The organism is Thioclava sp. GXIMD4215 (genome assembly GCF_045291555.1).
Lineage (GTDB): Bacteria > Pseudomonadota > Alphaproteobacteria > Rhodobacterales > Rhodobacteraceae > Thioclava > Thioclava litoralis.
Map to the genome: position 1 here is coordinate 370,634 of NZ_CP149517.1, position 13,485 is coordinate 384,118.

Annotated in this window: 12 protein-coding genes; 8 read left to right on the forward strand and 4 right to left on the reverse strand. The window is 61.5% G+C overall.

Annotated elements, in window-relative coordinates; genetic code table 11:
* The first annotated feature begins 7 nt into the window (after positions 1-7).
* The 7 genes from WDB86_RS18275 (at position 8) to WDB86_RS18305 (ending at position 7,371) form a co-directional block, all read left to right on the forward strand.
* Complete coding sequence (locus tag WDB86_RS18275) at positions 8-2,167, forward strand: YjbH domain-containing protein (RefSeq protein ID WP_341486016.1); 2,160 nt, start codon at positions 8-10, stop codon at positions 2,165-2,167.
* Positions 2,164-2,841, forward strand: a complete 678-nt coding sequence (locus WDB86_RS18280; protein WP_341486017.1) for a YjbF family lipoprotein — start codon at positions 2,164-2,166, stop codon at positions 2,839-2,841. Before WDB86_RS18275 ends, WDB86_RS18280 begins: the two co-directional genes overlap by 4 nt.
* A gap of 130 nt (positions 2,842-2,971) precedes the next feature.
* A complete protein-coding gene (locus WDB86_RS18285; protein ID WP_330629609.1) occupies positions 2,972-3,175 on the forward strand; it encodes a hypothetical protein in 204 nt (67 codons plus the stop codon).
* Between the two features lie 284 nt (positions 3,176-3,459).
* Positions 3,460-4,254, forward strand: a complete 795-nt coding sequence (gene iolB / locus WDB86_RS18290) for a 5-deoxy-glucuronate isomerase (protein WP_341486018.1) — start codon at positions 3,460-3,462, stop codon at positions 4,252-4,254.
* A gap of 203 nt (positions 4,255-4,457) precedes the next feature.
* Positions 4,458-5,690, forward strand: a complete 1,233-nt coding sequence (locus WDB86_RS18295; protein WP_330629607.1) for an FAD-dependent oxidoreductase — start codon at positions 4,458-4,460, stop codon at positions 5,688-5,690.
* Positions 5,691-5,820: 130 nt separating this feature from the next.
* Positions 5,821-6,579 (forward strand): IclR family transcriptional regulator, encoded by a 759-nt coding sequence (locus WDB86_RS18300; protein ID WP_330629606.1) that lies wholly within the window; start codon positions 5,821-5,823, stop codon positions 6,577-6,579.
* A 351-nt stretch (positions 6,580-6,930) separates the two neighbouring features.
* Positions 6,931-7,371, forward strand: coding sequence for a hypothetical protein (locus tag WDB86_RS18305; RefSeq protein WP_330629605.1), 441 nt, complete (start codon positions 6,931-6,933; stop codon positions 7,369-7,371).
* Positions 7,372-7,575: 204 nt separating this feature from the next.
* Here WDB86_RS18305 and WDB86_RS18310 read toward each other — a convergent pair whose 3' ends face one another.
* The 4 genes from WDB86_RS18310 to WDB86_RS18325 form a co-directional block, all read right to left on the reverse strand.
* On the reverse strand, positions 7,576-8,253 hold the full coding sequence (locus tag WDB86_RS18310; protein WP_330629604.1) for a type 1 glutamine amidotransferase: 678 nt from the start codon (positions 8,251-8,253) through the stop codon (positions 7,576-7,578).
* Between the two features lie 76 nt (positions 8,254-8,329).
* Positions 8,330-9,820: a Na+/H+ antiporter NhaC family protein gene (locus WDB86_RS18315; protein WP_330629603.1), complete on the reverse strand. Its 1,491-nt coding sequence runs from the start codon at positions 9,818-9,820 to the stop codon at positions 8,330-8,332.
* Positions 9,821-9,939: 119 nt separating this feature from the next.
* Positions 9,940-11,250 (reverse strand): FAD-binding oxidoreductase, encoded by a 1,311-nt coding sequence (locus WDB86_RS18320; protein ID WP_330629602.1) that lies wholly within the window; start codon positions 11,248-11,250, stop codon positions 9,940-9,942.
* On the reverse strand, positions 11,250-12,599 hold the full coding sequence (locus tag WDB86_RS18325) for a glutamine synthetase family protein (RefSeq protein WP_341486019.1): 1,350 nt from the start codon (positions 12,597-12,599) through the stop codon (positions 11,250-11,252). The genes WDB86_RS18320 and WDB86_RS18325 overlap by 1 nt, the downstream gene beginning before the upstream one ends.
* A 131-nt stretch (positions 12,600-12,730) precedes the next feature.
* Here WDB86_RS18325 and WDB86_RS18330 point away from each other — a divergent pair, with 131 nt between their 5' ends.
* Positions 12,731-13,444: a GntR family transcriptional regulator gene (locus WDB86_RS18330; protein WP_330629600.1), complete on the forward strand. Its 714-nt coding sequence runs from the start codon at positions 12,731-12,733 to the stop codon at positions 13,442-13,444.
* Positions 13,445-13,485: the final 41 nt, after the last annotated feature.

Here is a 13,485-nt window from a genome sequence, read left to right on the forward strand (position 1 = left end):
GAACCTTGTGAAAAACCACCCGTCCGCATGGCGCAGCGCGATCACGGCTGCCCTTCTTTGTGGGGCCTGTCTGCCGGCGCGGGCACAGGACAGTCGCGACCTGCATTTCACCCAGCCTCCGGCCGCATCGCTGAACATGTACGGGGTGCCCGGCGGAATCGACATGCCATCCGCCGAGATGCTGCCCGACGGCCAGACCGCATTCAGCTATTCCTATACCAGTGGCATTTCGCGCTATAACCTGACCTTTCAAGCCTTCCCGTGGCTCTCGGCCACCTTCCGCTATAGCGGGATCAAGGATCTCGATCTTTACGGGTTCGACACCTATTACGACCGCAGCTTCGATCTGCGCCTGCGCCTGCTGAAAGAGGGGCATTACACGCCCCAGATCACGCTGGGGCTACAGGATTTCGCCGGAACCGGCCTGAATGCCTCGGAATATATTGTCGCGGGGAAAAGCTTTGCCACGCCCGGCTTCGGCCCGAATAACGAAGGCCGCCTGCATGTCAGCGCGGGGCTTGGCTGGGGGCGGCTCGGGTCTTTCGGGGCGATCACCTCGACCGGCGACCGTCCGTCCTATGACAGCAACAGCCGCGGCGGCAAACTGTCGACCGATCAGTGGTTCCGTGGCGATGTCGCCCCTTTTGCGGGGCTGGAATGGGACAGCGGCGCGAATTGGAGCGTGAAGGCCGAATATTCCTCGGACCGCTATGAAACCGAAACAGAGGCCTCGGATGTGTTCGAGCGCAAGAGCGCCTTCAATTTCGGGGCCGAGTATCAGGTCTCGGACCAGCTACGCGTCGGGGCCTATTATCTTTACGGCTCGATCGTGGGGGTAAATGCGCAACTCCAGCTCAATCCGCGCCATGCCATCACCCCGATTGCCGTGGCCGCCCCCGATCCGGTGCCGCCGCGCCGCCAATGGGCCGATGCCAGCGATTGGGATCCCTCCTGGGTCCAGAGCGAGGCGGTGCATGACGAAATCTACACCGATCTGAAAGCGGCGCTTGCCAAAGACGGCCTGATCCTTGAATCGGTGACGCTGCATCTGCGCAGCGCCGAGCTGCGCTACCGCAATACCCGCCATCAGGCCGAAACGCTGGCTGTCGGGCGGGTTGCACGGGCACTGGCGCGCTATCTGCCTGCGACGGTTGAGGAATTCCACATCGTTCCGATGGTGGACGGGATGGCGGGCTCGGCGTTCAACATTGACCGCAGCACGCTGGAGAACACCGAATATCTTCCCGATGCAACCGACGCGCTTTGGGCCAAGGCCCGCATCACGGATGCCCCTGCCCTTGCCGCACAGGCACGCCGGAACGAGGATCTCTACCCGAAATTCTCGTGGTCGCTGACCCCCTATACCAAGCCCGGCTATTTCGACCCTTCCAAACCGTTCCGGCTGGATGTCGGGGCGCAGCTCGGCGCCAGCTGGCAATTCGCACAGGGCTGGACGCTGGCGGGCACGCTGCGCCAGCGCGCTTGGGGCAATATCAAGGACGGGCGCGGCTCGGATTCGGTGCTGCCGCATGTGCGCACCGACCAGACCGAATATGCGAAATATGACAGCACGGTGCAGAACCTCTATCTGCAGCATAACTGGAAACTGGCCCCCGATCTTTACGCCCGTGCCAGCGCGGGCCTGTTTGAACAGATGTATGGCGGGGTCTCGGGCGAAGTGCTGTGGAAACAGGCCGACAATCCCCTCGGGCTGGGGGTCGAGCTGAACTATGCCAAGCAACGCGACTATGACCAGCTTCTGGGCTTCCGCGATTATGACGTGGTGACCGGCCATGTCTCGGCCTATTACCGCTTTGACGACTATCTGCTGGAGGTCGATGCCGGGCGCTATCTGGCAGGCGATTATGGCGCGACCCTGTCGATTGACCGCATCTTCGACAATGGCTGGTCCGTGGGTGGTTTTGTGACCGTGACCGATGTCTCGTCCGACGACTTCGGCGAGGGGTCTTTTGACAAGGGGATCCGCTTCAGCATTCCGATCGACTGGCTGACGGGGGATGCCAATCGCAGCAACTATGGCCTGACCATCCGTCCGGTCCAGCGCGATGGCGGTCAGCGGCTCGATGTGCCCAGACGGCTTTACAACTCTGTTCGTGGCAAGGATGCAACGAGCTTGACACAACAGAAGGCAGGGTTCTGGCAATGAAGTTCTCCGCTCTCCTACCGGTCGTGTTGCTGGCCGCCCTTGCCGCCTGCTCGGGCGGGGTCGAGGCCCCCAAAGGCGAAGAGGTGATCGGCAAGAGCCTGATGACCGCCCTGAAACAGTCGCGCCAGCCTGCCCCGCCGCAGCTTTCGCGCACCCAGCTTGCACAGGTCGGCCTGCCGGTCATGGAGGTCACCCCCGACCGGACCGGCCTGACAGGCTATGTCACCCCCGCCACGCGGCAGAGTGATTCGCTGCCCGGAACCGTGGTGACATGGCAAAGCTCCGACAAAGCGACCTTTACTTTTCGGAATGGTGTGTTGATTGCGTCACGCGGGCTGGGCTTCGATCTGCTCTCAGCCTCCGCGCCGATCGGCGCACAGGGCCGGATGGGTCCGGCACATGGCGGCGAACGCCACTACGTCATCCGCGCCGACGACTATTCCGAAATCCGCCTGACGCTACAATGCACATTGACGGCACAACCAGACGAGATGGTTGAAATTCTTGGTGAAAATCACGCCACGCGTCACCTTGAGGAACGCTGCACATCGCCCGAGGGTGGGCGGATCGTCAATGATTACTGGCTGGGCAAGGCGGATGGGGCGCTCTGGCAGTCCCGCCAATGGGGCGGGCCGCGGCTTGGCTATGTCCGATTCCGGCAGATTATCCGCTGAAAGACCGGGCAATAGGACACAGGCATTTTCTGCATGAGCGAAAAAACGCGCGCCGCCGCACAAGAAAAATTGAAAGTGACCCTAAGCCTGCTACCCTAATCGTGATTGCTGTCCAAACTGGAGTGTACCCATGAAAAAAGTTCTCGCCGCTCTCGCGCTGTTGACTGCCGCTTCCACCGCACATGCTCAAGGCGCAGACAGCCTTGCCGGTCCGACCAGCCTGCCGGGCGTGGGCGCTGGTGCCTATATTGCGGGCGGTCTGGTTCTGGCCGTTGCTGTCGGGATCGCTGTGGCTGAAGACGACTCGTCCTCGACCACCACCACGACCAACTGATCCCCCTGCGGGCAAACCCGCCTGCTTTTCAGACGCAAGCCCGGCCTTTTGGCCGGGCTTTTGCGTGAGCTTTTGCATGGGCCTTCCTCACAGACCTTGCTGAAGGCGCCTTGCTGATAGGGCCTTCCAAAACGACCTTCCACAATCGGGCTTTGCAAAAACAGGCCAACGACACCTTTGCGATACCCGCCCTGCGCGGGTTGAAGCCACGCGGACCCCATGTTCTAACCTGAAACAGGAGGAGGCCCGGCAGCGGAAACGCGCCGGAGCAAGAGGAGAGTAGAATGTCGAATTTGCAGCACAAGCCGTTCGGAACACGCGGCAAGGTCCATGACATCACACCGGCTTCGGCAGGGTGGCGCTATGTGGGGTTCTCGCTTTACCGGCTGAAAGCGGGCGACCGCGCGCATGAGGCGACAGGGTCAAACGAAGTGATCCTTGTCATGGTCGAGGGCCGCGCTGCGGTGAGCGGCGCAGGGAAGGACTGGGGGGTTCTGGGCGAGCGGATGGATGTCTTCGAGAAGACCCCGCCGCATTGCCTCTATCTGCCCAATGGCAGCGATTGGGAGGCCGCCGCTCAGACCGATTGCACCATCGCCGTCTGTCAGGCACCGGGCAAGGGCGGCCATGAAGCACGCCGGATCGGGCCGGACAACATCACCCTCACCCAACGCGGGGAAGGGTCCAACAGCCGGTTCATCAACAATATCGCGATGGAGGCCGAACCGTATTGTGACAGCCTGCTGGTGACCGAGGTCTTCACCCCTGCGGGCAACTGGTCTTCCTATCCCAGCCACCGCCATGACGAGGATGACTTCCCCCGCATCACCTATCTCGAAGAGACCTATTATCACCGGCTCAATCCGGCGCAGGGCTGGGGGGTGCAGCGCGTCTATACCGATGACGGCACCCTGGACGAGGTGATGGCGGTCAGGGATGGCGATGTGGTCTGTGTGCCGCGCGGACACCATCCCTGCGGTGCGCCGCACGGGTTCGAGATGTATTATCTCAACGTCATGGCAGGCCCCCGCCGCAACTGGCGCTTCGTCCCCGCGCCAGAGGTCGAGCATCTGTTTTAAACGACGGGTATAAACGACGGGGCCATAGGGGCCTGAAACACAGCTCTGCGCCCTGCGCGGACCACGCCGCCACACCCTGCCTGTGGCGGCGTGGTCCGGCCCATTACCGCGCCTTGTGACGGGGCGGCAAACAATCGGCTTGATGGTTATGGCGAATACAGGGATACATATTCAGCCGCATTCAGGCCGGAAAGACTGTATAGATGACTGACTTTATTGTTTTAGGCGCAGGAATGGTGGGCGTCGGATCGGCCCTTGCCCTGCAGGCACGCGGACATGAGGTATGCCTGATCGACCGTCAGGCCCCCGGCCTGGAGACGAGCCACGGCAATGCGGGCGTCATCCAGTCCGAAGCGGTCGAACCCTATGCCATCCCCCGCGATCTGGCGACATTGTGGAGCTATGCCAGCGGGCAAAGCAATGATGTCGTCTGGCATCTCGGACATGTGCTGCCGATGCTGCCGAACCTGTGGCGCTATTTCCGTGCCTCGGCTCCGGCCGCGCATAAGCGCGCAGCGGCCAGCTATGTCGAGCTGATCCGGCGCGCGCTGTTCGACCATGCGCCGCTGATCTCTGCCTCGGGCGCGGAACCGCTGATCCGGCGCAGCGGAATGGGCGAACTGTATCGCAGCCCCAAGGCGCTGGAGGCGGCACAGGCCCATGCCACAAGGATCGAGGCGGAATATGGCATCCCCTTCGAAACCCATAGCCGCGCCGAGCTTCAGGCCGCCGAACCCGCCCTGACCGGCGAGGTCGCGGGTATGGTGCTCTGGACCAGCCCGTGGAGCAGCATGGACCCGGGCGCGCTGACCCGCGCCTATGCCGACCTCTTCGTGGAACGCGGCGGGCAGATCGTCACCGGCGAGGCCATGACCCTGACCCGAGAGCCTGCGCAGGGCTGGTCGGTCATGACCTCCGACGGCAAGATCCATGCCGAACAGGCGGTAGTGTCCTTGGGGCCGTGGTCGCCTGCGCTGCTGGCGCGGTTCGGGCGGCGGGTTCCGATGATCCTCAAACGCGGCTATCACGGGCATTACCGGACCGCCCAGACCCTGAGCCGCCCCTATGTGGATGTCGATAGCGGCATCGTGCTGAGTTCGATGACGCGCGGGCTGCGCATCACCACCGGCGCCGAGCTGACCGCCGCCTCGGCCCCGCGCTGCCTCAGGCAGCTGGAACGCGGCCGTCAGGCGGCGGGTGAGTTGATGGAGATCGGCGAGGCCGTTCCCGACAGCCTGTGGCACGGGCACCGCCCCTGCCTTGCGGGCATGTTGCCGATGGTCGGGCCGGTCGCCGGAGAGGCGGGGCTATGGCTCAATACCGGCCACGGCCATCAGGGCTTCACCCTTGGACCGACCACAGGCGAGATTCTGGCCCAGATCGTTGAGGGGCGGCAGGATGCGTTGACTCAGGCGCTTGCACCGCAATTCTTGTAAGATCCTGCCGGTTTCCGGCGCTTGCGGCAAGAATCCGGCGCGTTTTCTGCGTTCCGGCGGCGGGATGCTTGCGTTCACCCTAGGGGCGCGATAGCTGGAACACAGATCAAGCCGCGCAAAGGAGAGTCAGGTGAGCGATAAGGACCGGGTCAGAGATGGCCAGTCGATCAGTCGGGCGGTCTTCGTTCTGCGCGTGGTAGCGGACAATCCGGGAGCCAGTCTGGGCGAGATCGCCAAAGCCACAGGGCTGGCGCGATCGACCGTGCAAAGACTGGTCGCCGCCCTGCATGCCGAGGGGCTTCTGGCCAAGACGGCAGGCCATCAGGGCGTTTCGCTGGGCATGGAACTGGCGCGTCTCGGGGCGAAGGTCCAGATCGACATCCGCCAGCTTCTGCGCCCGCTGATGGAAGACCTGCATCGCGAGGTGGGCGAGAATATCGACCTCACCCTGTTTGATCATGGCAAGGCCATCGTGATCGAACAGCTGGCCGCGCATGAAGGCATCCGCGTGCTGTCCTATGTCGGGCGCGAACACCCCATCCATTCCAGCGCCAATGGCAAGGCGCATCTGTCCCAGATGGGCCGCGAAAGCGCCCTTGCCCGTCTGGGCGCGGCTCCCGAGCGCTTTACCGAACACACGCTGACCGATCCGCAGGCCATTCTGGACCAGGTCGGCACCCAGGCGCAGTCGGGACTGTTTCTGGATAACGAGGAATTCTCGGAACAGACCTGCGCCATCGCGATCACCCTGCCGGTGATCAACGGCCAGAACCTCGCCTTGGGCGTGGCGATGCCGAAATTCCGTTTTGAACGCCATGCCGCTGCCGTCAAGGCGGCGCTTCTGCTGTTCCGCAAGCGGGTGCAGGACGCCTTCGGCGCCACCGTCTGAACGCCCGCCCCCGATCCACTGTATTGCCAAGCGGTCCCCCAGAGCCTCGTGCCCTGCGGGGCTGTCCTGCGCCCTGCGCGCACCCTGCGGGCCCCAAAATCCTTCCGCCGCGCCGCCGCCCCGCATAGGGCAAAAGGCCCTTTTTTGTGGCGAATTCTTCGCAACTTACCGAGATTCAAGGCAGCAACAGGCCCCGTTCCGCGTCCCCACCGGCGCGGAGAAATTTGATCTATCTCAAAAACTGTCGCTTGACATCACTTCGCGATTTTACCACATTGCGATACAGTGCACCACATTACGGTGCAGAGCCGTTGAGGAGCGGCCCATATATAGCATCTGGGAGGATCACCTATGCTTTTGGCAGCCAAGATTTTGCTGACCGTATCGACGCTGGGCTACAGCGCGATTCCCTTCGCGTTCGACACCAATAAAACCCATTGGTTCAACCATTCCTGGACCTCGCATGCGCGCTTCCACTGCGTCTGGCAGGTGATGTCCTATGTGTATATCGGGCTTGTCTCGCTGTATCTGATCTGGACGGCAGGCGATGACAGCTGGCGGCTTTGGGTGCCCGCCATTCTGGCCCTTTGCGCCTATGGCGGCTTCTGGACAGCGGTTTTCCTGCGCAAGCGCCTTCAGCTTTCGCTGGTGGACGAGGTGAACGGTGTCACCCCCTTCATGCTGCCCATTCTGGGCGAATGCGATGCGAATGTGACGCTGTTCTCGTCTGCAGTCCTGCTGCTGGGATCGGCCTCTGCCGTGCTGGCGGTGGCGACCTTCCCCAGCGTGTAAGGGCGCGGCCCAAGACACTCCCGTGCGATCGGCGCTCCCCCCGCCGGTCCGCACCTGTCGGGCGCGGGGGCTGTCCCCAGATTGGCCAGCCCCCCGTCCTGCAACAGCGCCGATCCGCACCAGACAGCGGCCCCTATGGCAGACACAAAAATGCGCGCGGTCCTTGGCAAGACCGCGCGCATCGCGTTTTCAAACCGGCAGAACCTATCTGGGCATCTTGAAGAAATCCGCAATCTTCTCGCCAAAGCGGTCCGAGCTGAGCGGGACATCCAGACGCTGATAGGCGCGTTCTGCAATCTCGGGCGGCAGGACCGCCTGACGGGCTTCGAGGAGATCGCTCAGGAAGCTCGGGCTGAATTCGGGATGCGGCTGGACGCTCAGGGCTTTCGTACCATAGGCCAGCATCGCATTGGCACAGAAGTCGGATTGCCCGATCACATGCGCCTCGGGCGGCGGCACCACGACCTGGTCCTGATGCCAGGCCATCATCATCTGCTTACTGCCATCTTCCATCCGGTATTCGGTGGCCCCGACGGACCAGCCGCCCGCGAATTTCTCGACCTTGCCCCCAAGGGCCTGCGCCAGAATCTGGTGCCCGAAACACACGCCCACAATCGGCACTTGCGCCGCATAGGCCGCACGCAGAAAGGCCTCGAGCGGGGCGATCCAGGGGTGATCCTCATAGACCCCGAATTTGGACCCCGTGATCAGCCAGCCATCCGCATCATGCACCGAGTGCGGCAGTTCGCCATCCAGAACGCGCCATGTCGCGAAGCTGAAGCCCTTGCCTGCCAAGAGCCGCTTGAACAGGTCATCATAATCGCCGTGAATAGGCTTCAGCTCATCGGGCGACGTGCCCGTCTGCAAAATTCCGATTTTCATGGCCACTCCTTTGAAACTCACTGCCAGAAAGACCAGAGGCGGAGACCTGCCCGCGCAGCCCTCCGCCCCATTCGTGTCAGGCCATCACGTAGCCCAGCACGAGAAAGACGCCCACCGTGACAACCGCGCCGAACAACGCATAGGGGAATTGCGTGAAGGCGTGGGAAATGGGTGAGCATCCTGCCCCTTGTGCGGCAAGCACGGTCGAGTCACTGAAGAAACACGCGTGGCTGCCGAAGGAAGATGCGGAAAGGAGCGCGCCGATCACCAGCGCCATATTGGCATGGATGCCCTGTGCAACCGGTGCGACAATCGGAATGGCGATGATGAACACGCCCCAGCTCGATGCGGTGCCAAACACCACCAGAGCCAGCGAGACAAAGACCAGCGCGGGCAGAAGTTCCTTGCTCATCAAGGGGGTCAGCGACTCGATGACATATTGCGTCATGCCCAGAGCGTCATTGATATCCTTGAGCAGGAAGCCCGCGATCACCGTCGACAACGGATAGAGCATGACCTTGAAACCGTCGAAGATGGCTTCCATCTGGCGCTCGAAGCTTAGCAGGCCCTGCAGGTAATACAGTCCGACCGTGGCCACCAGCGTCAGCAGCACGCCGCGCAGAAGGTCGATTTCGTAATAGATCGTCGCCACAACCAGCAGCACCATCGGGAAGAGGAAGTTGAACATGCCGACGCCATTGCTCATCTTCTTGCCGTCATAGATCACGGCTTCGATTTCGGTGCCCTGAAAATCGGGCGGGATCGGCTGTCCGGCCTTGGCACGGGCTTCGGCTTTTTTCATCGGGCCGAAATCCTTGATGACGCCGAAAGCCACCAGAAACACGAGGATCAGCGCGACCCATGCATAGATCATGAAAGGGATCGCCGAGAGATAGAGCGACAGGCCCTTGCCGCTTGCGGCAATCCCGTTTTCTTCCAGCAGCCCCGCAAAGAACACCGCCCAAGTCGAGACCGGCACGATGACGCACATCGGCGCTGCGGTGGAATCGATGATATAGGCGAGCTTCTCGCGCGAGACCTTGTAATGGTCGGTCAGCTTCTTGACCGAGGACGAGACGGCCAGACAGTTCAGATAGTCATCGATAAATACGATCACCCCGATCATGGCCGTCACCACCAGTGACTGGCGCTGGGATTTGATCTTGGTGCGCAGCCATGACGAGAAGCTGCCAAGACAGCCCGAATGCTCCAGCAGCGCGATCAGCCCGCCCATCAAGCCGCAGACCAGAATGATCCAGACGATGGTCTCGCTGCCCATCACGCTGGAAAGCCGGTCTGAGAAATGCGCGATCAGATCGCCCCCGCCCAGCATGATCAGGCCGGCAAAGCCGCCAATGATCAGCGCCTCGAAGGGACGGCGCGTGACAATGGCCATGACAAGAACCAGCAGCGTGGGCAAAAGGCTCAGCGCGCCCCAGGACGTGTCAGGGGTATGGGTGACGTAGAGATAATAGAAAAAGGCAATCACCGCGAGCACACTGGCAAGAACCCATGCCGCTTTCGGATGATTACGATACGCAAGAATGGTGCGCGTCATTTGTTCCATGGTTAGTTCCTCTCTGGCCCTTTGTTTTTGTTGCGGCACGCGTCGGGCAGTGGCGTGCCGCTTTGGGGTGTCGGCCCCTTCGGGGCGCGAGGGTTGAAAAACGAGGTAACGGACGGTGGTCAGATACCCAGACGATCGCGCAGCGCATACCACCACGCGCCCATGACCGTGTAAGGCACGCGGAAGGTCCGCCCGCCGGGGAACGGAATCCACGGGATTTTGGCAAAGGTATCAAAGCGCGACAGATCGGCATCCACGGCCTCGGACAGGATCCGCCCGAACAGATGCGCGCCAGTGACCCCGTGACCGGAATAGCCATGCGCGAAATAGGTATTGCTACCGATCCGGCCCATCTGCGGCACGCGCGAGAAAGACAGTGCGAAATTGCCCGACCAGCGGTAATCGATCTTCACATTGGACAGCTGCGGGAAGACCTTCTTGAGGTTCGGCACGATCTTGGCCTCGATATCCGCCGGATCGGTGCCGCCATAGACAAGCCCGCCGCCAAAAATCAGCCGCTTATCCCCCGAAAGGCGGAAGTAATCGAGGATATAGCGGATATCTTCGATACATTCGTCCCCCGGCAGGATTTCCTGTGCCAGTGCCTCGCCCAGAGGTTCGGTGGCGATCATCTGCGTCGAGACCGGCATCACCCGCCATTCCAGCGTCGGCACCACCTTCCCCAGATAGGCATTGCCACACAGGATCAGCGTCTTGCAGGTCAGGCTGCCTTTGGCGGTGCGCACGACGGGCCGCGCGGCCTCGGTATCGACAGAGGTTACCGGCGAATGCTCGTAGATCACGCCACCATTCTGTTCGAATGCCGCAGCCTCTCCCAACGCCAGATTGAGCGGATGCATATGCCCGCCGGTATGGTCGATCATCCCACCGGAGAACACATCCGAACCGATTTTCTCGCGCAGCTGCGCTTTGCTCAGGATTTCCTGATTATGATGGCCATAGCTCTCCCAAAGCGCCTTGCGCTCTTCGAGTTCGCGCATATGCGCAGCGGTATAGCCCGCAAAGATATTGCCGTTTTTCAGATCGCAACGGATGTCATAAGTGGCAATCCGGTCCCGGATGATCTCCTGCCCCTCCTGCACGAGCCCCGCCACGAAAGAGGCCGTATCGCGGCCATAGCGCCGTTCGATGGTCTGCAAGGAGGCGTTCAGACCGTTCACGATCTGCCCGCCATTGCGCCCCGAGGCCCCCCAGCCGACCTGCGCGCCCTCGACAATCGCCACACGATGGCCCTTCTCGGCCAGAAACAGCCCCGCCGACAGCCCGCTATATCCCGCACCGACAATACAGATATCGATATCCTGATCGCCGGTCAGTTGCGGGCGACGGGGCGACGGGTTGGCCGAGGCAGCATAATAGCTGCCGGTGTGCTGGCCCGCGCCAGCATAGGAAGCGGTCATCGCATTCATCAGACGGTCTCCAGATAGGTGTGATATTCGAAATCGGTCACGCGGCGGTTGAACACACGCAATTCCTGCGTCTTGCAGGCCGTCAGCATACGCTGAAGCTGCGGGTTGTAGATCGCGGGCACATGCGCCCCGACCTTGAAGGCCTCGATTGCAGAGGCCCAGTCCAGCGGCAGATGCGGCAGATCCTGATCATAGGCATTGCCGGTAATCGGGGCGGCGGGGTCCCATTTGCCCTCGATCCCCATCAGGGCCCCGCCCAGAATGCTGGCCAGCACCAGATAGGGGTTGGCATCCGCACCGGCAACGCGATGTTCGATCCGGCGTGCCTTGTGGCTGCCGCCCGGAATACGCACCGCGACCGTGCGGTTTTCATAGCCCCATGCAATGGCGGAAGGCGCGTGCGACCCTGGCGCCAGACGGCGATAGGAGTTTTCGTGCGGCGCAAAGGTCAATGTGCATTCGGCCATCGTATGCAAAAGCCCCGCCACCGCATGCCAGAGCAGATCCGTGCCCTGCGGCCCGCCATCGTCAAACACATTGCGACCGTCTTTGTCGATCAGCGAGAAATGGACGTGGAAGCCGCTGCCCGACAGCGCACCATAGGGCTTGGCCATGAAGGTCGCCGCAAGGCCGTGCTTGCGGGCCACCCCCCGCACCGTCTGCTTGAACAAGATCGCATCATCGGCGGCGCGCAGCGGGTCGGGGACATGCATCATATTGATTTCAAACTGTCCCGCGCCATTTTCGGAAATCGCCGCATCGGCGGGAATGCCCTGCTCGCGACAGGCATCGAAAACATCGCTGAGAAAATCATCGAAATGCAGCAGCTCATCGACGGAATAGACATCATCGGAGTGAAGCTGCTTGCCCGAAACCGGCGAATTCGGAGGTTCCGGCAGATCGGGTTCGGGATTGACGAGGTAGAATTCCAGCTCGGTCGCGACAACGGGGGTCAGGCCAAGCGCGGCGAAACGGCGGGTGATCTCTTCAAGGGCGCGCCGTGGATCCGCCGGAAAGGGATCGCCATTCGCGCAGGAAAGCGTCATCGGGGCAAGGATGGCGGGCGGATCGGCCCATGTCATCGGTAACAGCCCGCGCTCGATCATGCCACCGCGTCCGATGGCCTCGCGGGAGGGGAAAAGCGGATCTTGCTGCGCGATCTCCTCCCCCCAGACATCCACCCCCAAAGCCGCAAGAGGTATCCGCAATCCGGCATCGCAGAGCTTGCCGATCTGCGCCACAGGAACGCGCGTTCCACGCAGCATCCCGTTCAGATCGCAGACCGTCACAAGGGCGCTTTCGATCTCCGGATGGTCTTGCAACCACAGATTCGCATCCTGTCGTTCCATCGCTCCCCCCAAATGCGATACTGATTCGAAAAATGTGATATCATTTTTCTGACTTGTATCTTCTTTTCACTTCCAGTCAACTGACACGGTGGTGACATAACATTTCAAGGCACGGAAAAGCGTAGCGCTTAATGAGCAAGACAAGCGACCTGAACCTCCCCGATATCAAAGCAGCCCCCGGATTGACCGTGCAGGAATACGCGTATCTGCGCTTGCGCAATGCCATCATGCTGGGCGCGATTGCTCCGGGAACCAACCTGACCATACGCGGTCTGGCCTCCTATCTGGATCTGAGCCCGACCCCTGTGCGCGAGGCGATCCGGCGGCTCAGCTCGGAGAATGCGCTCGAGGTTCTCAACAATCGCCGCCTGTCGATCCCGCATATGAAAGCGGGGCGTTTCGAGGAGCTGATCCAACTCCGGATCACCTTGGAAACCCACGCGGCCGAACGTGCCCTTCCCTATTTTTCTGACGTCATTATCAACGACTTGACCAGAATGGACGATGAAATGGATCAGGCCGTTCTGGAGCATCGCACGGAAGATCTGACCCAGTTGAACCATGATTTCCACCGCCGCCTCTATGCCGCCAACCCCAATTCCCAAGCGATCCCGCTGATTGAAAGTGTGTGGTTGCAATTAGGGCCGTTCCAGCGGCAGGTGGTGCGCGAGGTAAAGCAATATTACAGCGTGGACCGCCATAAAGAGATCCTGAATGCCTTGCGCCAGCGGGACCCGATGGCGCTTGTGGTGGCCATCGAGAATGATATCCGCGACGGGATTGTGCGCTCGGGTCGCGAGAAGCTACAAAAAGAGGCGCAGCGCACCCAGCCGCTTTTGCACTAAACCGCGCCGCCCGTATCGGGATCACCATGTTTGACCCGAAA

What these genes read in the sequence shown, in the direction of transcription:
- WDB86_RS18280 (WP_341486017.1), top strand. Translation starts at nt 2,164, where the DNA reads ATGAAGTTCTCCGCTCTCCTACCGGTCGTGTTGCTGGCCGCCCTTGCC.
- WDB86_RS18285 (WP_330629609.1), top strand. Translation starts at nt 2,972, where the DNA reads ATGAAAAAAGTTCTCGCCGCTCTCGCGCTGTTGACTGCCGCTTCCACC.
- iolB (WP_341486018.1), top strand. Translation starts at nt 3,460, where the DNA reads ATGTCGAATTTGCAGCACAAGCCGTTCGGAACACGCGGCAAGGTCCAT.
- WDB86_RS18295 (WP_330629607.1), top strand. Translation starts at nt 4,458, where the DNA reads ATGACTGACTTTATTGTTTTAGGCGCAGGAATGGTGGGCGTCGGATCG.
- WDB86_RS18305 (WP_330629605.1), top strand. Translation starts at nt 6,931, where the DNA reads ATGCTTTTGGCAGCCAAGATTTTGCTGACCGTATCGACGCTGGGCTAC.
- WDB86_RS18310 (WP_330629604.1), bottom strand. Translation starts at nt 8,253, where the DNA reads ATGAAAATCGGAATTTTGCAGACGGGCACGTCGCCCGATGAGCTGAAG.
- WDB86_RS18315 (WP_330629603.1), bottom strand. Translation starts at nt 9,820, where the DNA reads ATGGAACAAATGACGCGCACCATTCTTGCGTATCGTAATCATCCGAAA.
- WDB86_RS18320 (WP_330629602.1), bottom strand. Translation starts at nt 11,250, where the DNA reads ATGAATGCGATGACCGCTTCCTATGCTGGCGCGGGCCAGCACACCGGC.
- WDB86_RS18325 (WP_341486019.1), bottom strand. Translation starts at nt 12,599, where the DNA reads ATGGAACGACAGGATGCGAATCTGTGGTTGCAAGACCATCCGGAGATC.
- WDB86_RS18330 (WP_330629600.1), top strand. Translation starts at nt 12,731, where the DNA reads ATGAGCAAGACAAGCGACCTGAACCTCCCCGATATCAAAGCAGCCCCC.